At 70.9% G+C, this 25,966-nt stretch carries 20 protein-coding genes; 10 read left to right on the top strand and 10 right to left on the bottom strand.

Annotation, left to right across the window (positions count from 1 at the left end; genetic code table 11):
* Positions 1-77: 77 nt before the first annotated feature.
* The 5 genes from GA0070618_RS11340 to GA0070618_RS11320 are packed head-to-tail and all read left to right on the top strand — an operon-like array spanning position 78 to position 7,383.
* Entirely contained in the window at positions 78-2,474 is a 2,397-nt protein-coding gene (locus tag GA0070618_RS11340; protein WP_143740444.1) for a lantibiotic dehydratase, read from the top strand.
* Positions 2,471-4,810, top strand: a complete 2,340-nt coding sequence (locus GA0070618_RS11335; RefSeq protein WP_088981598.1) for a lantibiotic dehydratase — start codon at positions 2,471-2,473, stop codon at positions 4,808-4,810. Before GA0070618_RS11340 ends, GA0070618_RS11335 begins: the two co-directional genes overlap by 4 nt.
* A gap of 20 nt (positions 4,811-4,830) precedes the next feature.
* Entirely contained in the window at positions 4,831-5,787 is a 957-nt protein-coding gene (locus GA0070618_RS11330) for an ABC transporter ATP-binding protein (RefSeq protein ID WP_197701747.1), read from the top strand.
* Complete coding sequence (locus GA0070618_RS11325; protein ID WP_088981597.1) at positions 5,784-6,611, top strand: ABC transporter permease; 828 nt, start codon at positions 5,784-5,786, stop codon at positions 6,609-6,611. Before GA0070618_RS11330 ends, GA0070618_RS11325 begins: the two co-directional genes overlap by 4 nt.
* Positions 6,598-7,383: an ABC transporter permease gene (locus GA0070618_RS11320; RefSeq protein ID WP_088981596.1), complete on the top strand. Its 786-nt coding sequence runs from the start codon at positions 6,598-6,600 to the stop codon at positions 7,381-7,383. The genes GA0070618_RS11325 and GA0070618_RS11320 overlap by 14 nt, the downstream gene beginning before the upstream one ends.
* A gap of 30 nt (positions 7,384-7,413) precedes the next feature.
* Here GA0070618_RS11320 and GA0070618_RS11315 read toward each other — a convergent pair whose 3' ends face one another.
* Positions 7,414-8,721 carry a condensation domain-containing protein gene (locus tag GA0070618_RS11315; protein ID WP_157748940.1) on the bottom strand — a complete coding sequence of 436 codons (1,308 nt, stop codon included), beginning with the start codon at positions 8,719-8,721 and terminating at the stop codon, positions 7,414-7,416.
* Positions 8,722-9,060: 339 nt separating this feature from the next.
* On the bottom strand, positions 9,061-9,291 hold the full coding sequence (locus tag GA0070618_RS11310; protein WP_088981594.1) for a phosphopantetheine-binding protein: 231 nt from the start codon (positions 9,289-9,291) through the stop codon (positions 9,061-9,063).
* Positions 9,292-9,549: 258 nt separating this feature from the next.
* Between GA0070618_RS11310 and GA0070618_RS11305 the strand changes: the two genes are divergently transcribed.
* A complete protein-coding gene (locus GA0070618_RS11305) occupies positions 9,550-10,407 on the top strand; it encodes a phytanoyl-CoA dioxygenase family protein (protein ID WP_157748939.1) in 858 nt (285 codons plus the stop codon).
* Between the two features lie 67 nt (positions 10,408-10,474).
* Complete coding sequence (locus GA0070618_RS11300) at positions 10,475-11,464, top strand: NAD-dependent epimerase/dehydratase family protein (protein ID WP_157748938.1); 990 nt, start codon at positions 10,475-10,477, stop codon at positions 11,462-11,464.
* A 51-nt stretch (positions 11,465-11,515) separates the two neighbouring features.
* On the opposite strand, the gene GA0070618_RS11295 is transcribed toward GA0070618_RS11300, so the two are convergent.
* From GA0070618_RS11295 to GA0070618_RS11285, 3 genes are all read right to left on the bottom strand, one after another.
* The gene (locus GA0070618_RS11295) at positions 11,516-12,349 is read right to left on the bottom strand and encodes an SAM-dependent methyltransferase (RefSeq protein ID WP_157748937.1); all 834 of its coding nucleotides are present in this window, start codon (positions 12,347-12,349) and stop codon (positions 11,516-11,518) included.
* 59 nt (positions 12,350-12,408) lie between these two features.
* Positions 12,409-13,626 (bottom strand): cytochrome P450, encoded by a 1,218-nt coding sequence (locus GA0070618_RS11290; RefSeq protein ID WP_088981590.1) that lies wholly within the window; start codon positions 13,624-13,626, stop codon positions 12,409-12,411.
* Positions 13,627-13,954: 328 nt separating this feature from the next.
* Positions 13,955-14,866: a sulfotransferase domain-containing protein gene (locus GA0070618_RS11285; protein ID WP_231931703.1), complete on the bottom strand. Its 912-nt coding sequence runs from the start codon at positions 14,864-14,866 to the stop codon at positions 13,955-13,957.
* A 974-nt stretch (positions 14,867-15,840) separates the two neighbouring features.
* Here GA0070618_RS11285 and GA0070618_RS11280 point away from each other — a divergent pair.
* Positions 15,841-17,688, top strand: a complete 1,848-nt coding sequence (locus GA0070618_RS11280; RefSeq protein ID WP_088981588.1) for a hypothetical protein — start codon at positions 15,841-15,843, stop codon at positions 17,686-17,688.
* A 140-nt stretch (positions 17,689-17,828) separates the two neighbouring features.
* Here the strand turns inward: GA0070618_RS11280 and GA0070618_RS11275 are convergent, their stop codons facing one another.
* Positions 17,829-18,566: an SDR family oxidoreductase gene (locus GA0070618_RS11275; protein WP_088981587.1), complete on the bottom strand. Its 738-nt coding sequence runs from the start codon at positions 18,564-18,566 to the stop codon at positions 17,829-17,831.
* Positions 18,567-18,932: 366 nt separating this feature from the next.
* Between GA0070618_RS11275 and abc-f the strand changes: the two genes are divergently transcribed.
* Positions 18,933-20,570 carry a ribosomal protection-like ABC-F family protein gene (abc-f, locus tag GA0070618_RS11270; protein WP_088981586.1) on the top strand — a complete coding sequence of 546 codons (1,638 nt, stop codon included), beginning with the start codon at positions 18,933-18,935 and terminating at the stop codon, positions 20,568-20,570.
* A gap of 84 nt (positions 20,571-20,654) precedes the next feature.
* On the opposite strand, the gene GA0070618_RS11265 is transcribed toward abc-f, so the two are convergent.
* The 4 genes from GA0070618_RS11265 to GA0070618_RS11250 form a co-directional block, all read right to left on the bottom strand.
* A complete protein-coding gene (locus GA0070618_RS11265; RefSeq protein ID WP_088981585.1) occupies positions 20,655-21,689 on the bottom strand; it encodes a hemolysin family protein in 1,035 nt (344 codons plus the stop codon).
* A complete protein-coding gene (locus tag GA0070618_RS11260; RefSeq protein ID WP_088981584.1) occupies positions 21,686-23,029 on the bottom strand; it encodes a hemolysin family protein in 1,344 nt (447 codons plus the stop codon). Before GA0070618_RS11260 ends, GA0070618_RS11265 begins: the two co-directional genes overlap by 4 nt.
* Positions 23,030-23,215: 186 nt before the next feature.
* Complete coding sequence (locus GA0070618_RS11255; protein WP_231931702.1) at positions 23,216-23,416, bottom strand: hypothetical protein; 201 nt, start codon at positions 23,414-23,416, stop codon at positions 23,216-23,218.
* Between the two features lie 29 nt (positions 23,417-23,445).
* Entirely contained in the window at positions 23,446-24,753 is a 1,308-nt protein-coding gene (locus GA0070618_RS11250; protein WP_088981583.1) for a hemolysin family protein, read from the bottom strand.
* A gap of 126 nt (positions 24,754-24,879) precedes the next feature.
* Between GA0070618_RS11250 and GA0070618_RS11245 the strand changes: the two genes are divergently transcribed.
* Entirely contained in the window at positions 24,880-25,920 is a 1,041-nt protein-coding gene (locus GA0070618_RS11245) for a sodium:calcium antiporter (RefSeq protein ID WP_088981582.1), read from the top strand.
* Positions 25,921-25,966: the final 46 nt, after the last annotated feature.

Raw genomic sequence — 25,966 nt, 5'->3', positions numbered from 1 at the left:
CCCCCGCACCCTGTGGCGATCCGCATCGCTTCGGAAGGGCTGTCCCGATGAGACACGATCCAGCGACAGACGTGGCGATGATTCCCGGATCCACCGCCGCCTCCCGGCGGGCCGTCGAACCGGGTCGCCGGGTGACCCTCCCCTCGGGCCGGTGGGCTGCCTGGAACCAGGTGATCCTGCGGGCGCCGGGCTTCCCCGCCGCCGGGCTGGCCGCGCTCGCCTCCCCCGAGATCGGACGCGCGGCCGACGCCGCGCTCGACGCGCCGGCCGGCGGTGAGCAGGACCAGACGTACCGGGCGGTGTTCCAACGGGAGATCCTCCGCGTGGGGGCCGCGCTCCAGGACGTCGCCCGGAGCGACCGGTTCCGGCTCGCCCTCGGCTGGCAGAACCACCGCGCTCTGGCGACGGCGGTCGAGCCGCTGCTGCGTCGCCGGCTCGGAACCGACCGGCGACACAGCAACCACCGTCAGCACGAGGAGCTGGTGGCCGGCTACTGGCAGCGCTACTGCCTCAAGAACGACACCATCGGGTTCTTCGGCCCGGTGGGCTGGACCCGGCTGGATCCCGACCGGCCCGCCACCACCCTGACCGCCGGGCCGGGCCTGGTCGACCGCTTCGAGGTGTTCTTCGAGTCCTGGGCCATGGACCGCCTGGCGACGGTGATCGCCGCCGAGCCCGGCATGCCGGCCTGGCTGCCCCCGCGCCGGATGCCGTACGTGCGGCTCGACAGCAACACCGCCCGGCTCCCCGGCCGGCCACCGATCCCGCTGACCGACCTGGAGGCGTCGATCCTCCGCCACTGCGACGGGGTGACCCCGGCGGTGGAGCTGGCCGCCGTGGTCCGCGCCGAGGTGCCCGGCCGGCCCGACGACGCCGAGGTGTTCGACACCCTAAACCGGCTGTGCCGGCGACGGCTGGCGAGCTGGAAGCTGGAGCTGCCGCTCACCCCATGGCCGGAGCGCTACCTGGAGCGGGCCCTGCGACGGATCGGCGACCCGGAACTGGCCCGGACCCAGTCCGGACGGCTGGAGCGACTGCTCGCCGCCCGCGAGGCGGTCCGGGCGGCGACCGCCGACGCCGCCCCGGATCGCCTGGTCACCGCGCTGCGCGAGCTGGATCGGAGGTTCGTCGAGGAGACCGGCACCGCCGCCACCCGGCACGAGGGCAAGGCGTACGCGGGCCGCACGCTCGTCTACCACGACGCCCGCCGCGCGGTCGACCTGGTGCTCGGCGCCGAGGTGTTCGACGCGCTGCGCCCCATCGAGCTGCTGCTGACCAGCGCGCGGTGGCTGACCTACAAGGTCGGGCGGGGGGTCACCGAGGTGCTGCGCGGGATCGCCTCGGCCGCGATCGAGCGCGGTGGCGGAACGCTGGACCTCAGCACCTTCTGGTTCGACTGCATGGCCCGGCTGCACCAGGAGTCGGCGCGGGTCGCCGACGGGGTGCAGGCGGAGTTCCAGCGCCGCTGGGACACCCTGCTCGACCACTCGGGGGACCGGGCCACCGTCACGTACGCCGGCTCGGAGCTGGCCGACCGGGTCGCCGAGGTGTTCGCGGCCCCCCGGTCGGGCTGGGGCGGGGCCCGCTACTGCAGCCCGGACGTGATGATCGCCGCGCCCGACCTGGCCGCGCTCAACCGGGGCGAGTTCACCCTGGTCCTCGGCGAGATGCACCTGAGCCTGAACTCCTGCCGACACCACTGCTTCGTCACCCAGCACCCGGCGGCCGAGCAGCTCTTCGACTGCCTCACCGAGGACTTCCCCACGCCCCGCCTGCTGCCGGCGCTGCCGAAGGAGAACGTGGGCCGGCTCTCGGTCCGCACCCACTCGGCGCTGACCCGCGAGGACGACTACGTGGTGGTGCTCGCCCACCACACGGTGGACGCGGCCCGTCCCCGTACCCTCCCGGCGGTCGACCTGACCGTCGAGGTGGAACCGGACCGGGTGGTCGCGGTGCTGCCCGACGGCAGCGCGCGGTTCGACGTGCTCGACCTCTTCTCGGAGATCCTCACCGACGTCGTGCTGGACCGGTTCCGGATCCTGCCCGAACGGGCCCACACTCCCCGGGTCACCGTCGACCGGATGGTGATCGCGCGGGAGACCTGGCGGTTCGACCCGCACGACCTGGCCTTCGCCACCGTCAAGGACGAGGCCGGGCTGTTCCTGGCGGCCCGCCGCTGGTGGCGTTCGACGGGCCTGCCGCAGCGGGTGTTCGTCAAGGTGCCCGGTGAGGACAAGCCGTTCCACGTGGACTTCGACAGCCCCACCTCGGTGCGGATGCTGGCCCGGTCGCTGCGCCGGCTCCGCACCGCCGAGCCGGACGACAAGGCCCTGATCACCGTCAGCGAGATGCTGCCGGACCCGGGCCAGCTCTGGCTGACCGACGCCGACGGCAACCGCTACACCTCGGAACTGCGCATCGCCATGGTCGACCTGACACCGACCGATCCGGTGCCGCCCGGAGCAGTGTCGTGACCGGCGACCGGCCGGAGTCGGCCGAGCCCGACCGCCTGCCGGTCGCCGACGGGCGTCGGGTGTGGTGGACGCACCTCGTCGTCCGCAGTGCCGGCTTCCCGGCCTCCGGGTTGTCGCGGTTGACGCAGCCCGCCCTGGCCGCCGCCGTCGACGCGGCGAACGGCGACACGCCCGCCCGGGGGACGGCTCCGGCCGACGGCGGACTCGACGCCCTGTGGGCGGCGGCCACCCGGCGCGAACGGGTCGCGATCCGGGAGATCGCCGCCGACGAGCGCTTCCGGGCGGCGGTCACCTGGCAGAACCCGGGGGTGCTGGACACCGCGTTCACCCCGCTGCTGGCCCAACCGCTCGACGACGACCGGGCCGCAGCCAAGCGGCGGTCCCGGGAACGGCTGGTGACCAGCTACTGGCAGCGGTACTGCGCCAAGAACGACTCGATCGGCTTCTTCGGACCGGCCGTCTGGGGCCGGCTGTCCGACGACGGCCCGACCGCCGTCCGGTTCCGGCACGGCCCGGCCCTGACCGACCGGCAGTGGACCGACGTGGAGCCCTGGGCGGTCGACCTGCTCGCCCGTGAGCTGAACCGGGACCGCCGCCTGGCGCCCTGGCTGGCCCCTCGCCGGGCACCCGTCCTGTGGTGGGACGGCGCGCAGGCGGCCCTGCCCGGTCGACGACCGGAACCGGTCGACCCGGTGGCCCGTGCCCTGCTCGCGCACTGCGACGGACGACGTACGGCGCACGCGGTGGTCGCCCTGGCCGGCGCGGAGCTGGGCCGCCCGGCGGAGGAGTTGCTCCCGGTCCTGGACGGGCTACGCCGACGGCGCTGGGTGCTGTGGGACGTGGACACCAGTGGCGACCTGGACTCGCTCGACCAGCTCCGCGCCCTGGTCGAGACGATCGACGATCCGGCCGTGCGTGGACCGGCGTCCGACGCCGTGGCCCGCCTCGACCGGGCCCGGCGGGAGATCGACCGGAACGGGGACGCGGACTCGCTCCGGTCCGCGCTCGACCGCGCCGCAGACACCTTCACCACGTTGACCGGCGCCGCGCCGGTCCGGCGGGCCGGTCAGACGTACGGCGGCCGGACGCTGGTCGTGCAGGACTGCCGGCGGGACCTGCGACTCACCGTCGGTACCGACCTGCTCGCCGCGCTCAGCCCGGTCGACCTGCTGCTCCAGGCGGGCAGGTGGCTGAGCTGGCAGGTGCGGACCAGGCTGCTGGAGCGGGTACGCGAACCGTACGAGCGGGTCCGCCAGCGCGGCGGCGGACGTCCGGTCGACCTGGCCTCGCTGTGGCTGGAGTGCATCCCACTGCTCGGTTCCGCGCTCGACGACCTGGTCGAGGAGGTTTCCGCCGAGGCGCGACGGCGCTGGCGGGAGATCCTCGCGTGGCCGACCGGCGCGCGTCGGTTCGACGTCGATCCCGACCTGCTGCGCCCGGAGGTCGAGCGGGTCTTCGTCGCCCCGGCGAGCGGCTGGGGCGAGGGGCGGTACGCCAGCCCCGACTTCATGATCGCCGCGTCCGACGCGGACGCCGTCGTCCGGGGCGATTTCACCCCGGTCCTCGGCGAGCTGCACCTGGGCGTCAACTCGCTGGACTACGCCTACTTCGCCCGGCTGCATCCGCACCGCGACGACCTGCTGCGCGAGGTCGACCTGGACTTCCCCCGGCCACGACTGCTGGTCATGGCCCCGATGGAGGCCGGCGCGAACCTCGTGCCACGGACCCAACGGGCGCTGGTCCGTCCGCAGGACCACCTGGTGGCGCTGACCAGTCGGGTCCCGTTCCCGACCCGGGGACGACCGCTGAACGGCGCCGACCTGACCGTCGCCGAGCAGCCCGACGGTTGGGAGATCCGGGTGCCCGGCGGGGAGCGGTTCGATCTCATGGAGATCTTCGCGCAACCGTTGAAGACCGCGCTGATGGCCCGGGTGTCCTTCTTCCGTGACGAGCACCTGCCCCGGATCAGGTTCGGCCGGCTGGTCGTGGTGCGGGAACAGTGGCGGATCGCCGCCGACGAGCTCACCTTCGCCGCCGTCCGCGACACGCGGGACCGGTACGTCCACGCCCGCCGCTGGTGGCGACGCCGCGACCTGCCCACCCGGGTCTTCGTCAAGTCGCCCCTGGAACGTAAGCCGTTCCACGTCGACGCCGACAGTCCCGCCCTGGTGGAACTGCTCTGCGCCGCGGTGCGCCGGCTGGACACCGACCGTCCCGGTCACCGCCTGACCATCAGCGAGATGCTGCCGGCCACGGACGAGTGTTGGCTCACCGACCAGGGTGGTCAGCGGTACACCGCCGAACTCCGGCTGGTCGCGGTGGACCGGGCCGGCTGACGCCAGTGAAGGAGAAACACGTGGCCCGTCCGGTGGTGGAGGTGTCGGGGCTCTCCCGTACGTTCACGGTCCGCAAGGAGACCGTGAGCGCGTTGCGCGACGTCACGTTCACGCTGCACGAGGGGGAGGTCGTCGGGCTGCTCGGCTCGAACGGCGCGGGGAAGACCACGCTGACCAAGATCCTGAGTGCGCTGCTGCTGCCGACCGGCGGGTCGGCGCGGATCCTCGGCCACGACGTGGTCCGCCATCCCCGGCAGGTGCGCGAGCGGATCGGCGTCATCTTCGGGGGCGAGACGGGGCTCTACGACCGTCTGACCGGCCGGGAGAACATCCGGTTCTTCGCCATGCTCAACGGCGTACGGCGACGGCAGATCACCGAGCGGATCGCGGCGGCGCTCGACGAGGTGGGGCTGACCGGGGCCGCCGATCGACCGGTGGAGACCTACTCCAAGGGCATGCGGCAACGCCTGCACATCGCCATCGGCACCGTGCACCGGCCCCGCGTCCTGCTCCTGGACGAACCGACCATCGGACTCGACCCGATCGAGGCGGAACGGCTGCGTACGGCGATCGGCCGGCTCCGTGACGACGGGGTCTCCGTCCTGCTGACCAGTCACTACCTGCTGGACGTGGAACGGCTGGCGGACCGGGTGCTGGTCCTGGCCGACGGCACCATCAGCGGGAACATGACGACCGGCGAGTTCGCGCGGGCCGCCGGCTACCGGGCGGTGGTGACGGTGCGCGCCCGAGGCAAGGTGCCGTCCGAGCTGACCGACGGCGGTGTCGGCGTGCTGGTCGACGGGATCGTCGAGGACGACGACGTGTGGTCCGCGCGGCTTCGGGTGCAGGACTGGGGACCGACCTCGTTCGCCCACCTCAGCCGGGTGTTGAGCGACGCCGACGTGCTGGACGTCGACGTGGCGCCGGTCCGGCTGGAGGACGTGTACGCGACCCTGGACCTCGGCGGTCGGCGGTGAGCCGGGCCGCCGCCGCGGTCCGGCCGGACGACCACGCCGGGTCCCCCGGGCCGGATCGGGAGTGGCTCTGGGTGCTGTTCTCCTCGCTCCGGTTGCAGACCCGCCTGATGCGGGGCAGCCCGTTCGCCGTGTTGCTGGGGATCGTGCAGCCGGTCGTCCTGCTCGCGGTCACCGTCGGCGCGAACGACCAGCTCACCGCAGAGGCCACCACCCGGTTCACCGTCGGCGTGGTGATGATGGCGTTCTGGGGCGCCACGATCTGGACCGCCGGCGGCATCCTCCAGTTCGAGGTGCACGCCGGCACCCTGCGCGCCAACGTGACCAGCACCCGGTCGCCGCAGGTGATCCTGCTCGGCAAGTGTCTGGGCGCCAGCCTGTACACGCTGCCGATGATCGTGGTGACGACGATCGTCACCGTCGGACTGCTGGGCGCGCCGCTGCGGGCGGAGCGGCCGGGTCTGTTGCTGCTCGGCCTGCTGCTGGTCGCGGTCTCGGGCACCGGGCTGGGGATGCTGCTGTCCTGCCTGTTCCTGCTGACCCGGCACGGCAACCACTGGTCGAGCGCGCTGATGTACCCGATCTACATCCTCGGTGGCTTCATGATCCCCATCGACCTGCTGCCCGAGGGCCTCCGGTGGATCTCGACGGTGGTCAGCCTGCGGTGGGCGACAGACTTCCTCACCGCCGCCGCGGCCGGTCGCTTCGCCGCCGGCTCGCTGGCCGTCATGGTGGCGCTGACCGTCGGCTACTTCGCACTCGGCTGGTACGCGCTCCGGCAGATCATCCGCCGGGCCAAGCGGGAGGCACTCCTTGACCGTCGCTGAGCACCTGGGCCGGTCGGCCGAGACCGTACGGTTCGGCGTACGGGAGTTCTACGCCGAGAACCCGCCGCACATCGTGGTCACCGTCCTGATCCCCCGGGCGGTGCTCCAGGCGCTCTTCATGACGCTGCTCGGCGGCGTGATCGGCGGCCCCGAGTTGCGGGAGTACGCGTTCGTCGGGTCGCTCGCGGTGATCCTGCCGCTCGCCGGGGTGATCGCGGTCGGGGAGATCCCGGGCAACGACAAGTGGAACGGGACCTTCTACCGGGTCCGCAGCGGACGGATGCACCCGTTCGTGATCTTCTTCCTGCGGGCTCTGCCGTACGTCCTGCTCGGCGTCGTCTTCAGCGCGGTGTCCCTGCTCGTGGTCGGCGCGCTCACCGGCATGGGCGGGCTGATCCTGCGGCTCGTCCCGCTCCTGCCCCTGTACGTCCTGATGTCGGTGACCGTGACGGCCGCCGGGCTGGCCGCGGCGGCCTTCGCGGTCGGCCGGCGGGCCGACGTGCTGATCGGCAACCTGCTGTCGTACCTGATCCTGTTCGCCGGGGGGATCCTGGTGCCACCGGGCCGGCTCGCGGTGGCCGATCTGCTCGGTGCCGTGCTGCCGGTCCGGCACGGCCTCCAGGCGGTGCACGCGGCGCTGGCCGGCGAGCCCTGGCTCGGCCACGCGGCGCTGGAGGTCGTGGTGGGCGCGGGCTGGGCGGCGGTGGCCCTGCTGGTGGTGACGCTCCAGGTCCGCCGGGCCCACCGGCACGGTCACGACGACTTCACCTGACCCCGCCGCCGGGCGTGGCCGGGCCCGGCGTCAACGCGACCGGAACAGCTCCGTGTCCAGGTCGGCGTCCGCTCCGGCGATGGCCGTCAGCACCTGTACGTAGCGGTCCACGAACCGGTCCGCCCAGGACTGTTCGTACTCGCTGGGCCAGCAGAGCAGCACCACCGCCAGCTCGTCCTCGCTGGCGTGCACGGACAGCTCGAACGGGAAGGGGGTGTCGAGGACGTCCGCGTCGTCCTCGAACTCCAGCCCCGCCACCTCGTTGTCGCCGTGCAGCCGGTTCATCAGCTGGAAGACCATCATCCGCCGGAACCCGTCGCCGCTGACCCCCAACTCCTCGCGTACGTCGTCGGGGTACTGGTGCAGGTACAGCTCCTGGTGGGCGAAGGCACCGACGAACGTGCGATGGGTGTCGCGGACGAACTGCGCCGCGTCCCGGGTGTCGGGCACCCGGCAACGCAGCGGCACCAGGTGGGCGAACGGCCCGACCGTCTCGTTGACCTCCGGCCGGCCCCGGTTGGCGAACAGCGAGAAGATGGTCAGGTCGTCCTGACCGCTGGCCCGGTGCAGCTCGGCGGCGAACGCGGTGAGCAGGAGCGGGAAGAGCGTGGTGCGGTGCCGCCGGGCGAGGCCGCGCAACCGGCCGGCAAGCTCTCCGGGTAGGTGGCGGGTGACGGCGACCCGTTCCGGCCAGGGCGAGGTCGGGGCGCCCCGGTCGGGCAGCGCCGGCAGGCGGGCCCCGTCCAGTTGCTTCGACCAGTAGTCCCGCATGCGGCGGAGGCCGTCCCCGGTCGACCACTGCCCGGCCCAGGACGTCCAGTCGGAGAACTGCCACGCGACCGCCGGCAGCTCGACCCGTTCACCCGTCCGGCGGCGGTAGAGCGCCTTCAGGTCCCGGGCGATGATCTCGCAGGACCAGTCGTCGGCCAGCAGCGCGTGCAGGTTGAGACGGATCTGGTGGTCGGTGGGCCCGAACCGCTGCACCGTCAGCCACACCGGCGGCCGGCTCGACGGGTCGATGTCGGCGGCCTTGTGGGTGGTCGAGCGGTCCCGCCGGGCCTCCTCGGACAGGTCGAGTTCGGTGAGGTTGACCAGGTCGTACCGGAGCGGTGCCGGCTCGTGGAGACGCTGCCGGAGCGTCCCGTCACGGAACTCGAACGTGGTCCGGAGGATCTCGTGACGGGTCACCAGGTCCTCGACCGCACCGGCCAACGCGTCGAGATCCAGTGCGCCCCGGATCCGGAAGCGGATCGACGAGTCGAGCACCTCCGCGCCGTCGCGCTGGTACGCGGACCACAGTTGACACTGGCCGACGGACGCTTCGATCTCAGAAGTCACGACAGCTCCACTCGCGAAAAGTCCGGGCACCGACGGGGACTGACGCTGCGCCTGAGCATCGGACACTGTCGGTGACCAATCTGCTCGCCCATCCACATCCGGGTCTCGCCACGAATCGTAGCCGGTTGACGTCCACTGTTGAAGGTCACCAGGACGATACCCAGCGACTTCCAGGCTGCGCGGCTGCGGTGCACCCGCGCCGGCCGATGCCTGTCGGCAACGCTGCCGACTGCGCGCCGCACCGCCAACCACTACGGAACGTCACACCTGACGGAGATCCACTGCCGGCCCGTCCGTCAGCAGCCCGACGCTGTGGCAGGCGGGCACGCCCGCGGCTCGTCAGGCCGACAGCGAGGAAAGCGCCTCGGCGAGTTCCTCGGCCGTCGGGTAGATGAACATCTGGGCGATCGGCACCGCCACACCGGTCTGCTGGTTGATCATGGCAGCCGCGTCGACCGCGGCGGTCGAGTCGCCGCCGCTCTCGAAGAAGTCGTCCTCTGCGGACATCGACGGGTTCTTCAGCACGACCCGGAAGACGGCCAGGATCTGGTCGCTGAGCTGAGCAGTCATGTCCGGATCCTAGCGTTGAGCTGTGCATATGAACGCAACTCACCTATTGCCGAATCAGTTTGATCGACTACCGTACCTGCACGGAGCGCCCCACCGCACCAGACGGTGAAGCCGGCCTCCGGCGGCCGTGATCCTCTCCGGCCCCGGTCGATCCCGCCCACGCGACTGAGGCCCCGACGGACGCCACCGACAACCCCTACAGTCACCGTCAACACCGACGGCGACTCGGCACAACCACGCGAAATGTGGGGAGAAGTCATGTCATCAGGTCATCACTCGATCTTCGTCGAACCACACCGGTCGGCGGACGGTGCGCGACGGCTGACCGAGGACCAACTCGACCACGCGCGGAACCTGCTGCGGGTCGAGGGGGCAGTGATCCTGCCGGGAATCGTGCCGGCGGAACTGGTGGCGCGGCTCCGCGACACGATGCTGGCGGATCTCGCCCGGCGCGAGCATCCACTGCCCACCAACTTCGTCACCGGTCACATCCAGCAGGACCCGCCGCCGGTGCCCGAGCTGCTCTTCCCCGAGGTCCTGCTGAACGAGTCGGTCTACCGGGTGACCACCGCCCTGCTCGGCCCGGACGCCAAGAACGCGGTCTACAGCGGCAACATCAACCTGCCGGGCAGTCTGGAGCAGCCGGTGCACCTCGACGAGGGGCACCTCTGGCCCGGGCCGACCGAGCACCCCCCGTACGCGCTGGAGGTCGACATCCCGTTGGTCGACTTCACCGCGCACAACGGCAGCACCGAGTACTGGCTCGGCACCCACCAGCTCAACCCGGAGGGCTGGTACGACGACTCGGGCCGGGTCGAGACGGCCGCACTGGAGCAGCGCCGCGCGGTCCGGCCGCCCCAGCAGTTCGCCATTCCCGCCGGGTCGGCGGTCATCCGGGACGCCCGGTTGTGGCACCGGGGCACGGTCAACCACTCCTCCTCGCCCCGCCCGATGGTGGCCATGACCCACTACTGCGACTGGTTCGAGACACCGCCGATCGTCCTGCCGAGCGCGGTACGGCCGTGGATCGAGTCCTCGCCGTACCGGACGAGTGCGACGTTCACCGACGAGCCGATCGACCACTTGACGTCGGAGCATGCCTTCGCGATCCAATGAGCGCAGATCGCCCGGCGGTCGGACCCGGCCAGCGGGTGACCGGGCGGATGCGGAAAGGGAGTCACTGGTGAAGACATTGGTCGTCGGGGGAACCGGCACGGTCGGGCCGGGGGTGGTCCGTGGACTGGTCGACGCCGGACACGACGTGGTGGTCGCCCACCGGGGCGAGACCGTCGCCGAACTGCCCGTCGGCGTGTCGGTCGCCCGGGTCGACCGGCACCTCGACGGGGCGCTGGCGGAGCTGGTGTCGACCGTACGCCCGGATGCGGTGGTGGATCTGACCTGCGACGACGCGGACGACGGCCGGCTCACCGTGGCCGCCTGCCGGGGAGTCGACCGGCTGCTGGTCGTCTCCTCCGTCAACGCTGCCGGCGGCCCGCTGCCGACGCCGGTGCACGAGCGGGTGACACCCGCCCCGGTGTCCGACTACGGTCGCGACAAGCTCGGCCTGGAGCAGGCCGTCCGGGACAGCTGGGCGACCGGGGACTCCCGCGCGCTCGTGGTCCGGCTCGGACCGGTGTACCGACCGGGCAGCGGGCTCGACGGTCAGCTCGCCGAGGACACGTACTGGCTCGGGCAGGCGCTGGCCGGTGAGCCGGCGGTCCTGGCCGACGAGGGCGAGCGGTACTGGAACCTGCTGCACGCCGAGGACGCCGGACGCGCCTTCGCCGCCCTCCTGGCCAACCCGGCCGCCGAGCGGGAACTGGTGCTGGTCGCGTCCCGCCGCCCGATCCGCTGGCGTGACCTGTACCGGACCGTCCACTCCGGGCTCGGCCTGTCGACGCGGACCGTGTCCGCCCCGGCCCAGTGGCTCGTCGAACAGCTCAGCGACGACGAGTGGCTCCAGGAGACGTCCCTGTGGGACCAGGTCTACGACCTGAGCCTGCTGGACCGGCTGGCCCCGGACTACCAGGAGCTCGCCGGCGACAAGGACCTGGTGGCGACGGCCGCGTGGCTGGTCGACCAGGGCGAGACCGGGGACCCGGAGCTGATCGCGGAGATCTCCGGCCTCGGCCGGACGTGGGCGGCCCGCGACGGGTCGCCGACGGACGCGTAGCCGCCCGTTCCCCGGGCGGTCCCATCGGGTCCGCCCGGGGCCGGCGGGTCGTCAGTCGGTCGGACCCTCGGTCGGGCCGGGCTTGCGGCCGACGGCGACGTAGAAGGTGAGGATGCCACCCGGGGCGATGGCGACGGTGTCGTCGTGCGGACGCCAGTCGGGATACTCCACGACGCCCGGCTCGACCAGTTCGTACCCGTCGAACAGGGCGACGATCTCGTCGCGCGACCTCGGGGTCAGCTCCGCGCCCACCTCGGTGTTGTACTTGTCCTGCATCTGGGCCATGTCCGGAATCGCCGTCGACCACGAACTGTGGGAGAGCACCAGGAAGCTCCCCGGCGCCGTGGCGTCCCGCAGCCGACCGACGATCCCGCCGGGCTGGGCGCTGTCCGGGATGTAGTGCAGCAATCCCAGCAGGAGGACACCGACCGGTTCACTCAGATCGATCAGGGCACGCAGGGCCGGGTCGGACAGGATCTTGTCCGGGTCGCGGACGTCGGCCTGGATCACCGCCACCCGGTCGTTGCCGGCGAGGATCTCGCGGCTGTGCGCGACGGCCACCGGATCGACGTCCACGTAGACCACCCGGGCGTCGGGCGCCGCGTTCTGGGCGACCTCGTGGGTGTTGTTGAAGGTGGGGATGCCCGAGCCGATGTCGACGAACTGCCGGACGCCCTGCGCCACCAGAAGGCGGACGGCCCGGACCAGGAACTCCCGGTTGGCCCTGACCAGTTGGGGGAACTGCGGCTCGGTGGTGAGCATGAACTCGCCGAGCTGGCGGTCCGCGGCGACGTTGTGGCTGCCGCCGAGGAAGTAGTCGTACACCCGGGCGATGCTCGGTTGGTGGAGATCGACGCCCTCGGGCGCCCAGTTCGGTCGGTCCACGCACGCCTCCTGTGGGTCTGTGCCGTTCGACGGTTGGTCGGGGTGTTCTTCGAAGCGGGTCAGCCGAAGCGGAGGGGAAGCATCTCGGGGCCGTAGATCCCGATGGGGGGCCGCCAGGTGACGGGGCCGGCGATCGACGGAGGCCCCAGGCGCCGGGCGAGCACGAGCAGCGCCTCGCCGAGTTCGGCACGGGCCAGTGCGGCCCCCAGACAGGTGTGCGGTCCCCCGCCGAACTGGAGTGGAGGGGTCTGCCGGGGGACCGTGATGTCGAAGGAGTCGGGGTTCCGGTACGCCCGGGGGTCCCGGTGGGTCGCGGGCGTCATGACGATCACCGTCTCGCCCTTCGTGATGTGCAGGCCGTGGTAGTCGAAGTCCTCCTCGGCCCACCGCAGGACGGTCCGCGCCGACGGGGACCAGCGCATCACCTCCTCCACCGCCTGCGCCGCCAGCTCGGGTCGCCGACCCAGCAGCCGCCACTGATCGGGGTGTTGGGAGAACGTCACCATGGCGTTGGCGAGCTGGTGACGTGTCGCGTCGTGGGCGGCGAACATCAGGGTCACGATCAGGTTGAGGACCTCGTCCCTGCTCACCCGGCCCTCGTCCCGTTGGGCGGCCAGCAGGGCGGAGATGAGGTCGTTGCCCGGCTCGGCCGACTTCCGGTCCATCAGGGCACCGACGTAGTCGTACAGGCCGACGACGGCGGCCTCGACCCGCGCCGGAACGTCACCGCCGTGCGCGAAGCTGAGGACCAGGCCGATGTCCATCGTCCAGTTCTTGAACGTGGCGTAGTCCTCGCCGGGCACGCCGAGGAGCTGGCACATCGCCGCGAGGGGCAGCGGGTTGCCGAAGTCGTCGACGAACTCGCACACGTCCACCGACTCGATGTGGTCGGTCAGGCGCTCGGCCTGTGCCCGGATGAAGGGCCGCAGATCATTGATCATGCGTACGGTGAACGCCTTCGTGACCAGGCTGCGCAGCCGACGGTGCTCCTCCCCGTCGAAGGTGACGATCATCGAGACGTACCAGTCGTAGACCGGCCCCTCGGTGATGCCCTGCATGTCGATCAGACGAGTGCCGCCGTGGCCGAGTCTCGGGTCACGCAGAAGCTCCTGTCCCTCGGCGTACCGCAGCACGACGGGACCCACCGGGCTTTCCGCGTACCAGCTTTTCGCCTGTGCCGACGCCACGGCGGAGGAATTGAAGTCGAAGTTCGGGTCGGCGATATCGAGGAAGGGCACGTCGTCGGTTACCGGCTCTGGGCTTGCGGTCGATGTCATGCTTCACTCCCGTGGAGCAGGATCCCGCTCCGGCGCATCCGGCCGCGCCGGAAGACTAATGACAGGGAGTATGCCACGGCGCCACTCCGGATGGGAGCGCTTCATCGCATCTGGCGACACATTTATTCGACTGCCCAGAATAGGCGGTCAGCGGGATTCCCAGCGCCCGTGAATGGGTGCGGACAAAAAGACCATCGGGGCCACCTGAATCGCGGTTCAGCACGGATCATTCGCCGGCCCGGACCGATCAGAAAGGGAACGTCGCCATTCGGGTGAATGGACCATTCGGGGCGAGGCGCGCCTCGACCTTCCTGGTGGGCGCGGACTGTCAGCGATCGGTGACCGGATCGGCCGGACGACGTACGTGATCGTTCGCGGGCGCACCGCCCGCACGCCCGGTCGACCCGAAGCCCAACCAGCCCGTGTGGAGCCATTCGGCGAGATCGGGAGGCGCGAGTTCCGCCAGACGGTCCTGGTAGCGCCGGACGTCGGACGGACCCAGCAGCGCGCGCCACTGCCCACTGGTGCCGGAATGGAAGAACTCGCGGTTGCTGCGCCAGAGCTTTGCGCTGACGCCGGGCGCCAGCTCGTCGGCACGCTCCCGCATGCGCGCGAAGGTGGCCGCGGCGGCGAGCTCCTCGACCCGCCGGTCGCTGACGTCGACCGCCAGCACGGTGGCCAGACGTCGGAGCTGGCCCGGCAGATCCGTCAGGAGATCGTTGTAGTGGAACAGCGCCACCCCCGGCTCGTGCCGCCGCTCCCAGAACGTCCGCACGTGGTGGACCAGGTTGGCCAGGGTCACGCCCGGGCCGGTCGGGTCGTCGACGAACTCCCCGTCCGCCCACAGCCAGAACCGTTCGAGCGGGTCGGCCGGCGGAGCCGGGACCTTCCGCGGGTCGATGCCGGCCCTGGCAGCCTCGGCGACCCTGACCGCAGGATTGATGTTGGCGCTGGCCGCGTCGAAGGACATCGCGACATCGCGCGGATCCCGGCCCTGACCGACATAGGTGACCCGCTCGTCGAAGGGAAGTCCGTCGAGCGGGGTGTGGGTCTTGATGAAGCGACGGTGCTGTTGGGCTTCGAGCGTCGCAAAGGTGACGGCGAGGTCGTGGTTCACGGCATCGAGCCACGGGGAGATCTCGGTCAGCGGCCCGGGGAACTCGGGCGATTCGAAGATCAGCAGAGCGCACAGCATCTGCATCCAACTCGTCCCGCATTTCGGCGGCGTGCTGATCACCACGTCACCGTCCCGCAGCGGGAAACCCGCCCACCGAGCACTGTCGGACACCCTGGTTCGGTACCGTCGGACCTCCGCCATAGCCACAGACCCTTCCGCGCCGTCGACCCGACCCGCCTTTTCCAGCCTCGCAGTCTAGCAAGTCACCAGCCCGGGAATGGGGATCTTGAATACGCGACGCCGATGCGAACTGATCCATTGCTGGGAGTTTTCGCGAATCGTGGAACGTCCCGGCCGACGCACGCCGCCAACCCTTCCGAGAGGTGCCACAAAGGTGGCCGCTGGCCGTTTTCATCACCCTGTTCGCATTGGTCCGATCGGTCGTTGACCGCACGACCCTCGCGCACACGACGGCTCGATCGCCTCGCGCGGCGCGCGCTCCGTCTCGGTCGTACCCGCCGGACCGGCCGGCGGACGTTCGGGAACCTCACCGGCGCACGGTTCCACGACGCCGCCGGACCGGTGACGATCTCGGCGCACGGTTCCACGCCGCCGCCAAACCGGTGACGATCTCGGCGCACCCGCCGGCAGTGGGACCGCCGGCAGCGGGACGTCCGGCAGTGGGACCGCTGGCGGTTGCGTCGACGGCGACCGGTGGCAGCGGGCCGGTCGGGCCCTGCTGCCCGACGGACGGAAGTCGCACCGCGAACGGCGCCGGACCCAACCTCACTGATATCGCGCAAACCCGCAGTCATCAGCGAACAGGACCGCTTTTCACCTTATCGGCGGCCACCGTCGACGCATCCACAGTGGATTGCTGACAGGAGTTTCGGGCGCTAGTACGCTGTGGACACTTGAGATCGACATCAAGCTATTCAGCCCAGTCGTCCGCCGTGCGACCGCCTGCCCCGTGACGGGCGGCGCTCGCGGGTGCCCACACACCGACGTCCGTGATCCCGTCACGGCGCACGGACCACCGGGCCGATGCACGTCGATATATCGGCGCGGGCGCACCGCGTCGAAAGAGAGGGAAAAGGATGCACCGGGTCAGAAAGTCTCGCTGGCGGCTCCTGTCCGCCGTCGTCGTTCTCGGGGTCCTGCCGGCTCTTGCCGCCACCCCGTCCGCGGCGGCGGGACTGTTGCCGTCCACGCCCCCGACCTTCCAGCACGAACTGCTCGCCAAGGCCACCCCCGACGAGTGCTTCGACGGGATCGGCCAGCCCTACCCGGCCGGCCCCCCGTGCGCGCAGGGCCAGGCCAAGGTCAACCAGGCCTACGTGTGGTCGCTCGCCCGGGCAAACAACCGCCTCTGGTTCGGCACCGGGGCGAACGTCAACTGCATCGTCGGCGGTACGACCCTCTCCCGGCCGAACCCCCGGCTCAACGACGACTACGTGTGCGAGTACGCCGAGAGCCAGGTCGTGAGGCAGAACCCGACCATGCCGACCAACGTCGGCGACCACCGCCATCCCCGGGCCTACGTCTACGACCAGTCCTCCCGAGTACTGACCGAGAAGACGGACGACATCAAGAACGCCTCCGCCGACGACACCTCCCGGCTGCGGCGGACCCTGGGGCTGCGGGCCGGCGCGACGCACCAGGGAGTCGTCATCCTGGCCGGGCCCGCCCTCGGGCAGTCGGTCAACATGTTCGCGTTCGACACGGCGACCGGGCAGTACCTCGGCTCGACGAGCTTCGCCAAGTACGGCAACATCCGCAACTTCGTGGTCGCCGACAACGTGCTCTACGCCGGTGTGGGGGTCGGCGCGAACGGCCGCGAGGGCGGGTACGTCCTGCGGTGGGCCGGGGACCGCACGAACCCGTTCAACTTCGTCGAGGTCGGGCAACTGGCCGCCCAGGTGGCCGACCTGGCCGTGCACGAGGGGCGGATCTTCGTCAGCACCTGGTCGGCGGCGAGCGGTGGTGCCCTCGCCGCCGGTTCGACGGCCCGTGGTTCCGGCCTGATCGGAAACCTCACCGGGTCGCTGCTCGGCCTCGTCGGCATCAAGCCGGTCGAGGAGGCGGATCCCGGAGTCGCCGGGGTGTGGATGAGCCCACCGCTGGCAGAGGGAGAGCCCGGCCTGACGGCGGGCGACACCGGACGCTGGAAGCTGGTGTGGAGCGCGTCCTCCTACGAGCCGGACCCGATCATCGCCGGCACGTACGGCCTCGGTGCCCTCATGTCGTACGACGGGTACCTCTACTGGGGCACGATGCACGTCCCGATGAAGTCGACGAGCAAGGTCGCCGAGGTGTACCCGCCGGGGGACGAGGTCGAGGCGCGGGCGCTGTTGGAGAACTCCCAGCGCGCGGTGAGCATCTTCCGGGGCAAGCGGTTCGGCACCCTCCTCGAAGACGTGGACCTGCTCTACGGCGAGGCGAAACTGCCGGCGTACGACGCGACCGCGAACAACGGCGCGGGCGCCTGGGAGTACGTCTCCACCGGACACCGCGCGCTCCACGGCCGCATCGGCTTCGGCAACATCTACACCAACTACACCTGGACCATGGAGGTGGCCGGCGGACGACTGTTCATCGGCACCATGGACTGGAGTTACCTCGCGAAGGACCTGCTGCCCGACGCCGCGGCGCAGATGGGCTTCCGCGACGCGGCCAAGGGGCTCAGCAGCGAACTGGATCCGATCGTGATCGACCCGGCGCTCTACGGCGGCGATCTGTGGATGTACGAGTCGAGCCTGCGGCCCGCCACGGCGGTGGACACCAAGGGGCTGGGCAACCACCTGAACTACGGCTTCCGCACGATGCTTCCGGACGGTGCGAACCTGTACCTCGGTACGGCCAACCCGATGAACCTGCGGACCGACCCGACCGACGGCGTCCCGGAGGGCGGTTGGGAGTTGCTCAAGCTGACTCCGGCAGGCTGAGCGACCACCCTGCCTGACGGGGCGCTCGCCGACCCCTCGGTTCCTGCGCCCCTGGAGGCGGCAGCCGGGTGACGGACGACGTCATCCGGCTGCCGCCGCACGGTGGCCGGCGACGACCTGCGCAGGCGCGGAACGAATCGTCAGGCGGCGGCCCCGTTGACGTACAACACCTGGCCGTTGATCCAGCGGGCGGCCGGGCTGGCGAGGAAGGCCACCAGGTCGGCGGTTTCGGTGGGGTCGCCGAGCCGGTTCATCGGCGACATCGCCGCCATCCGGGCAATGGTCTGCTCGTCCTTGCCCCTGAGGAAGAGGGCGGTGGCGGTGGCGCCGGGTGCGACAGCATTCACGGTGACGTCGCGTTCCCCCAACTCACGGGCCAGGATCAGGGTGATCGCGTCCACTGCGGCCTTGCTCGCCGCATAGGCGGCGTAGCCGGGCAGGGACAGCCGGGGCGTCGTGCTGGAGATGTTGATGATCGCGCCCCCGGGCCGGACCCGGCGGGCCGCCTGTTGGTCGACCACGAAGGTCCCGCGGATGTTCGTACGGTGCACCCGGTCCAGATCCGCGAGGTCCAGCTCGGCCATGGGGGCATGGACCACGATCCCGGCCGAGTTCACCACGACGTCGATCCCGCCGTACGTCCGCTCCGCGGTGTCGAAGAGCCTGGCCACCGCGAACTCGTCGGCGACGTCGGCCTGCACCGCGATGGCGTTCCCACCGGCGGCGACGATCTCGGCCACCGTCTGCTCCGCCTCGACCTTGCTGGTGGCGAAGTTCAGCACCACCGCGTAGCCGTCCACCGCCAACCGCTTGACGACCTGGCGGCCGATGCCCTGGGAGCCTCCGGTGACGATCGCGACACGCTGCGGGACGGCCATGATGAGCTCTCCTTGATCCTGACCCCGTCGCGGTGAAGGTGCTCCAGCGAGCGGATTAGATCAAAGAAAGAGGCCGACGGCTGCCCCCAGCTGCCCGTTCGGCACAGTCGGACCGCCGGATCAGCCCTGTCGGCGGATGGGCTCGCACGGTACCGGCGGATCCGGACGGTTGCTAGGCTGGCAGGGCGGCGGAGACCGCAACGAGGAAACCAGGGAGCAGATCACATGGTGACGGGGGACGACGACATCTCGGGGTGAGCGGCCCCACCGCCCGCCGGCCGGTGCCGGGGCGGCCTGTCTCGTCATGCTCCTGTCTGCCCGACCGGGGCGCCTGTCGCGTTCCCGGCTTCTCCCCGAGGTCTTTCCATGTCCGACGCCTGCGTCATCTGCACGAACCTGTCCTTTTCCTGGCCGGACGACACCCCGGTCTTCTCCGACCTCTCCTTCACCGTGCCGCCGGGCCGCACCGGTCTGGTGGCGCCGAACGGTGCCGGCAAGACCACCCTGCTCCGCCTGATCGCCGGCAACCTCACCCCGACCGGGGGCGCCGTGACGGTCGACGGCGTGCTCGGCTACCTACCGCAGAACCTTCCCCTCGCCGGTGACCTGACCGTCGCCGAGGTGCTCGGTGTCGACGCGACACTCGCGGCGCTGCGGGCCATCGAGGCGGGCGACGCGGCGGAGGAACACTTCACCGCCGTCGGGGACGACTGGGACGTCGAGGAGCGCAGCCGGGCCGAACTCGACCGGCTCGGCCTCGGTGACGTGACCTTGGAGCGACGCCTGCACACGCTCAGCGGCGGGCAGGTGGTCTCCCTCGGCCTGGCGGCCCAACTGCTCAAGCGTCCGGACGTGCTGCTGCTGGACGAGCCGACCAACAACCTCGACATCGACGCCCGGCACCGGCTGTACGCGGTACTGGCGGACTGGCCCGGGTGCCTGCTGCTGGTCAGCCACGACCGGCTCCTGCTGGACCGGATGGACCGGATCGCCGAACTCGACCGTGGCGAGGTGCACCTGTTCGGCGGGAACTTCACCGCGTACGAGGAAGCGGCGCGGACGGCACGCGAAGCGGCCGAGCGCACCGTACGCAGCGCCGAGCAGGAGGTGAAGCGGGAGAAGCGGGAGATGCAACAGGCCCGGGAGCGGGCCGACCGGCGGGCCAGCAACGCCGCCCGCAACCTCGGCAACGCGGGCCTGGCCCGGATCGTCGCCGGCGGGCTCAAGCGCAGCGCCCAGGAGTCGGCCGGCCGGGCACGGCAGGCCCACGCCAACCGGGTCAGCGAGGCCCAGAGCCGGCTCGACGAAGCCAGCCGGTCGCTGCGCGACGAGCAGGTTCTCACCCTGGAGCTGCCCGACACCACCGTTCCCGCCGGACGCACCGTCGTGGCGGCGGAACGGATGCAGCTCCATCACGGCGGCCGGCCGGTCTTCGCCGACGACGGTGTCGACCTGACCATCCGGGGTCCGGAACGGATCGCGCTGACCGGGCCCAACGGCGCCGGCAAGTCCACCCTGCTACGGCTGCTGCACGGTGATCTCGAACCGGACGCCGGGCAGGTACGCCGCGCCGAGGGCCGCGTCGCCTACCTCTCCCAGCGCCTGGACCTGCTGGATCCGGACCGGACGGTCGCGGAGAACTTCACCGCGTACGCCCCCGACCGGCCGGAGGCCGAGCGGATGAACCTGCTGGCCCGCTTCCTGTTCCGCGGCGCCCGGGCGCACCTCCCGGTCGGCGCGCTCTCCGGTGGCGAACGGCTGCGCGCCACTCTCGCCTGCGTCCTCTACGCGCAGCCGGCGCCTCATCTGCTGCTGCTCGACGAGCCCACGAACAACCTCGACCTGGTCAGCGTGGGCCAATTGGAGAGCGCCCTCACCGCGTACCGGGGTGCGTCCGTGGTGGTCAGCCACGACGAACGGTTCCTCGCCGACATCGGCGTGCAGCGGTGGCTGCGCCTCGACGGCGGCCGACTACGCGAGATCCCCGCGCCTGACGGCGCGTGACCACCGACGAGAGCGACCCCACGGCGTCACCGTGGCCTGTTCCGGAGGCCGGGCAGCCTCCGGAACAGGCCACGGGACCCGTCGTCAGCGGGTGGTCGCGTCCTGTACCTCGCCGACGAGTTCCTCGATGATGTCCTCAAGGAAGATGACGCCGGTCACCTCTGCCCGCTCGTCGAGGACCTGGGCGATGTGGGTACCGCTCCTACGGAGCGTCGCCAGGGCGTCTTCGAGCTCGCTGCTGCGGGGTACGGCAGCGAGCTTGCGGACGCGTCTGCCCGGAACGGCAGCGGTGTAGGCGTTGCCGGTCAGGTCCATGACGTCCTTGATGTGCAGGTACCCGCTGGGTCCACCGTTGTCGGTGAGCAGGTAGCGGGAGTATCCGTGCACGGCTACCGCCTGCTGGATCTCCGCCGGAGTCACGGACATCGGTAGAACGACCAGGTTCCCGAGGGGGACCTCCACGTCGCCGACGGTCTTCGCGGTGAACTCGAAGGCTGCGGTCAGCGTCCCCGAACCGTCGACGAGCACGCCCTCACGGGTCGACTGCTTCACGATGGTCGCCACCTCGTCCAGGTTGTAGGTGCTGGTGGCCTCGTCCTTGGGCGTCACCCGGAAGAGTCGGAGGATGCCGTTGGCGACCCCGTTCAGGCTCCAGATGATCGGCTTGAAGATTCGGGCGACGAACACCAGCGGCGGGGCGAGGACGAGTGCCGCCCGGGTCGGCACGGAGAACGAGATGTTCTTCGGGACCATCTCGCCGAACACCACGTGCAGGAAGGTGACCAGCACGAGCGCGACGGCGAAGGCGAGAACGGTGACCGCCTCGGGTGAGAGCGGAGTGTTGGCGAGCGGGATCTCCAGCAGGTGGTGGATGGCCGGCTCGGAGACGTTCAGGATGAGCAGCGAACAGACGGTGATGCCGAGCTGACTGGTCGCCAGCATCAGGGTGGCGTGCTCCATGGCCCAGAGCGTCGTCTTGGCGGCCCGGCTTCCGGCCAGGGCCTTGGGCTCGATCTGGGAGCGCCGCGCGGAGATCACCGCGAACTCCGCGCCCACGAAGAACGCGTTGACCACCAGCAGGACGACGAGCCAGACGATGCCGGGCAGGTACTCGCTCATCGGATCTTCTCTCCCGTACGGCCCGCGTTGTGCCCGACCTCGGCCGGCGTCCCCGTGGGGAGGAACCTCAGTCGGTCGACCTGAACACCGTGGAGGTGCTCCACGCGCAGGACCCCGCCCTCGATGGCCACCTCGTCGCCGACCTCGGGGAACCGGTTGAGGCGAGCGGTGACGAAGCCGGCCACCGTGTCGTAGTCGTCGTCCTCCGGGACCGTGATCCTGGTCCGTTCGAACAGTTCGTCGGGGCGGAGCGAGGCGTCGAACACGATCGACTCGCCGCGCCGCAGCACGACGGTGCGGGCGCGGTCGTGTTCGTCCTCCAGGTCACCGATGATCTCCTCGACCAGGTCCTCGAGGGTGACGATGCCGGCGGTGCCGCCGTGCTCGTCGTAGACGACCGCGAACTGGAGTCCCCCACTCCGCAGGGCGGGCAGCAGCCCGTCGAGGTCCATCGTCTCGGGTACCCGCAGCGGCTCGACCATCAGGTCACGGGCGCGGACGCCGTCCCGTTCGGCGGCCGGGACGGCGAAGGCGTGCTTGACGTGCAGCACCCCGATGAGGTCGTCGATGTCCCGGCCGATGACCGGGAATCGCGACAGACCGGTGGTCACGGACCGGGAGATGATCTCGCTGGCGGTCGTGGTGGCGTCGACTGCCGTCATCCGGACCCGAGGGGTCATGACGTCCGAGGCGTCCCGGTCGGAGAAGCGCAGCGTGCGGTCCAGCAGTGTCGCGTGTTCCGGGTCGAGCACACCGGCTCGGGCGGAGTGCCGCAGCAGCGCGCTCAGTTCCTCGGCGGTTCGTGCGGCGGACAACTCCTCCTTCGGTTCGATGCCGAAGGCACGGATCACCGCGTTGGCGGTGTTGTTGAAGAGCACGATCACGGGTTTCAGGACGGTGGTGAACAGTGCCTGGAACGGCACCACGACCTTCGCCGTCTGGCGGGGTACCGCAAGCGCGAAGTTCTTCGGCACGAGTTCACCGATCACCATGGAGAAGAGCGTCGCCAGGAGGATGCCGACGACCGCTCCGACCGCAGGAACCGCCGTTTCCGGCACACCGGCCGCCCCGAGCGGGTCGGCGAGCAGCGCGCTGACCGCCGGCTCGAAGGTGTACCCGGTGAGCAGGGTGGTCAGGGAGATACCGAGCTGGGCGCTCGACAGATGCGTCGACGTGATCTTCAACGCCGCGATCGTCGGGCCCAGCCGGCGCTCACCACGTGCCTGGCGTGCCTCGAGGTCACCCCGGTCGAGGTTGACCAGGGCGAACTCGGAGGCGACGAAGAGACCGGTGCCGAAGGTGAGCAGCAGCCCGATCCCCAGCAGGATCCACTCGTTCATCGATCAGCCCCTGCCGCTTGGGCCGCTACTGCGGCGGCCTCGACGATCAGGGGCCAGGGACTATGGGAAGGAAGATCGTTCATAAGACGCCCGAGGTTAGCCCGCCGGGCTGGGAACAAGCTGTGCAGCACCGTCCGCGATCCGGTGACCGTCGCGTGGGCCGATCGGAGACTTCGGCCGGGCTGCTCAGCCCTCCTCGTCGCCGCCCTCGTCGTCGCCGAAGGAGTCGAAGACCTCGTCGGCGACCATGCCGCCGGCGAAGCCAAGGGCCGCGCCACCGACCACGCCGGCGGCGACCGCGCCCACGCCGGGTGGGGCGTAGCCGTGGCCGGCGTGCAGGCTCTGGTAGCCGTCCAGGGCGTCGCGGCGGGAAACCAACAACGCCACCTGACGAGAAGCTGAGTACGGTCGGACGGTCAGGTAAGCCTGTCCTCGTCGGCCTCGTGATCCTGCGTGGGCGGGACACGCAGGCGTACGCCGGTGATGGCCCGGCCCGTCACCTCCACCACCTCGGCCGTCAGACGGGGCAGCTCCACCACCTCACCCGGCGTCCTCGGGATGTGGCCGAGCTGCGCCAGGACCAGCCCCGCCACCGTCGTGTAGTCGCCCGGCTCAAGGGTGTCCTCGTCGAGGTCGATGCCCACGTCCGGCAGGTCGTGCAGCGGAAAACCACCCGGTAGCAGCAGCGAACCGTCCGTGTCCCGGACGGCGGACTGCACGTCCCGGTCGGTCTCGTCGTAGATCTCGCCGACGATCTCCTCGACCAGGTCCTCCATCGTGACGATCCCGTCGATCGCCCCCCGCTCGTCCACGACGAGGGCGAACTGCTGCCGCTGCGAACGCATCTCCCGGATCGCCTCGGTCACCCGCAACGTCTCCGGCAGGTACAGCGGCGGACTGGCGTGCTCGACGACCGGGCCGTCCTGGTCGAGCAGGTCCCGCATGTGCACCACTCCGAGCGTGTCGTCCAGGCCGCCACGGCCCACCACCGGGGCCCGGGTCTGCCCCGACCGGCCGAGCTCCCGCAGCGCCTGCGGCGCGGAGAGCGACGCCGACAGGGTGACCACGTCCCGGCGAGGGACGAGGATCTCCCGCAGGATCCGCTCGGCAACCTCGAACGCCCCTGAAATGATCATCCGGTGCTCGGGGGTGAGGTTTCGCTGCGCGGCGACCATGTCCCGCAGTTCCTCGGTGGTGACCTCCTCCCGCCGGGCGCCGGGGTCACCGCCGGTCAGCCGGACCACGGCGTCGCTGGCCTTGCTCAGCAGCCACACCGCCGGACGGGAGAACGCCGACAACGCGTCCAGCGGACGGGCGACCAGCAGTGCCCAGCCCTCCGCGCGCTGCATCGCGATCCGCTTCGGCGCCAGCTCGCCGAAGACCAGGGTGACGAAGGTCAGCAGGATCGTCACGATCACGATCGCCACCGGCTCCGCCGCCGATCCCAGGAACCCCAGCGGGCCCACGAGGGGTGCCGCGAGGGACACCGCCGCAGCCGCCGAGGCGAGGAAACCCGCCAGCGTGATGCCGATCTGGATGGTGGCCAGGAACCGGTTCGGGTCCCGGGCCAGCTTCGCCAGCACCCGGCCGCCCCGGGAGGTCCGCTCCAGGCGCTGGAGCTGGCTTTCCCGCAGCGACACCAGCGCCATCTCACTGCCCGCGAAGACTGCGTTCACCAGGACCAGTACGAGCACCAGCGTGACCTGCACGCCATAGCCGCCCACGGCTTGTTCGACGCCTCCCTTTCCCGGACCCTCCGGAAGCACCAACGGTAGCGACTGACGCGCCACCGCCACGGCGAGGCCGAGGAAAGCTGGCATAAATGGTGTCATTCCGGGAACAGGCGGCAGGTGCCGGACCTTACGGCCCTGCCCTGGCCCCTGCCCTGGAGCATCGGCGTGTTCGTCGCCGCCGGAGCAATCACCGTCGCAGGCAGCATCCGCCTGGCAGGACTCGGTGACGCCCTCGCCGACCGCACCGGGTGGGGCGAGGCCCTGTTCGGCGTGCTGTTCTTCGGGGTCGTCACGGGCCTGTCCGGCATCGTCATGACCATCGTCGCAGCCGGTAGCGGCGAGGCGGGCCTGGCCTACGGCAACGCCGTCGGCGGGATCGCCGCGCAGACCACCGCCGTCGCCGTGGCCGACGCCTTCCACCGGCGCGCCAACCTCGAACACGCCGCCGCGTCGCTGTCGAACCTGCTGTCCGGAACCCTGCTCATCGCTCTCCTCGCCCTCGCCCTGCTCGCCAGCTACACCCCCGAGACCACCGTCGCCGGTGTCAACCCCATGTCAGGCGTCCTCGTCGCCGCGTACCTGGGCGGGCTCACGCTGATCCGCCGTGCCGGCGCGCAACCCATGTGGCAGGCCATCGCCACCGACGAGACCCGACCCGACATCCCGCACACCGACAGCCCGCTCAACCAGCGTCCACTGCCCTGGCTGTGGACCCAGTTCGCGATCGTCGGCGCCACCGTCGCCGGGGGCGGGTGGCTCGTCGCCCGCGCCGCCGAGAGCCTCGTCGAGGTCACCGGGCTTACTGCGGGATTCGTCGGCGGCGTGCTCATGGGAATCGTCAACGCCCTGCCCGAAACCGTCACCGCCATCGCCGCGGTGCGCCGCGGCGCCGTCACCCTCGCCATCGCCGCCGTGATCGGCGGGAACCTCCTCGACGTGCTCACCCTCGTCGCCGGCGACATCGCCTACCGCCACGGGTCGATCTACCACACCGCCGGCAGTGACGAGTTGCTGGCGACCACCACCAGCCTGTTCATGACCGCCACCCTGCTCGGCGGGCTGCTCATCCGGCAGACGTGCGGCTGGGGCCGCCTCGGCTTCGAAGGCGTCCTGCTCCTGGCCAGCTACGCCGCCATGACCGCCGTCCTCGCCCTGTAGCGACAACGCCGCCCCCTCACGCCCGGTTCGTGAGGGTGCTCAGGTG

The organism is Micromonospora echinospora (assembly GCF_900091495.1).
GTDB classification, from domain to species: domain Bacteria; phylum Actinomycetota; class Actinomycetes; order Mycobacteriales; family Micromonosporaceae; genus Micromonospora; species Micromonospora echinospora.
Note: the sequence above shows the minus strand (reverse complement) of the source record. Positions and strands in the feature narration are given on the sequence as shown.

Coding starts and splice junctions, on each gene's coding strand:
- GA0070618_RS11290 (WP_088981590.1), bottom strand. CDS start 13,626: ATGACATCGACCGCAAGCCCAGAGCCGGTAACCGACGACGTGCCCTTC.
- GA0070618_RS11275 (WP_088981587.1), bottom strand. CDS start 18,566: ATGGCCGTCCCGCAGCGTGTCGCGATCGTCACCGGAGGCTCCCAGGGC.
- GA0070618_RS11310 (WP_088981594.1), bottom strand. CDS start 9,291: ATGACTGCTCAGCTCAGCGACCAGATCCTGGCCGTCTTCCGGGTCGTG.
- GA0070618_RS11260 (WP_088981584.1), bottom strand. CDS start 23,029: ATGAACGAGTGGATCCTGCTGGGGATCGGGCTGCTGCTCACCTTCGGC.
- GA0070618_RS11305 (WP_157748939.1), top strand. CDS start 9,550: ATGTCATCAGGTCATCACTCGATCTTCGTCGAACCACACCGGTCGGCG.
- GA0070618_RS11265 (WP_088981585.1), bottom strand. CDS start 21,689: ATGAGCGAGTACCTGCCCGGCATCGTCTGGCTCGTCGTCCTGCTGGTG.
- GA0070618_RS11280 (WP_088981588.1), top strand. CDS start 15,841: ATGCACCGGGTCAGAAAGTCTCGCTGGCGGCTCCTGTCCGCCGTCGTC.
- abc-f (WP_088981586.1), top strand. CDS start 18,933: ATGTCCGACGCCTGCGTCATCTGCACGAACCTGTCCTTTTCCTGGCCG.
- GA0070618_RS11340 (WP_143740444.1), top strand. CDS start 78: ATGATTCCCGGATCCACCGCCGCCTCCCGGCGGGCCGTCGAACCGGGT.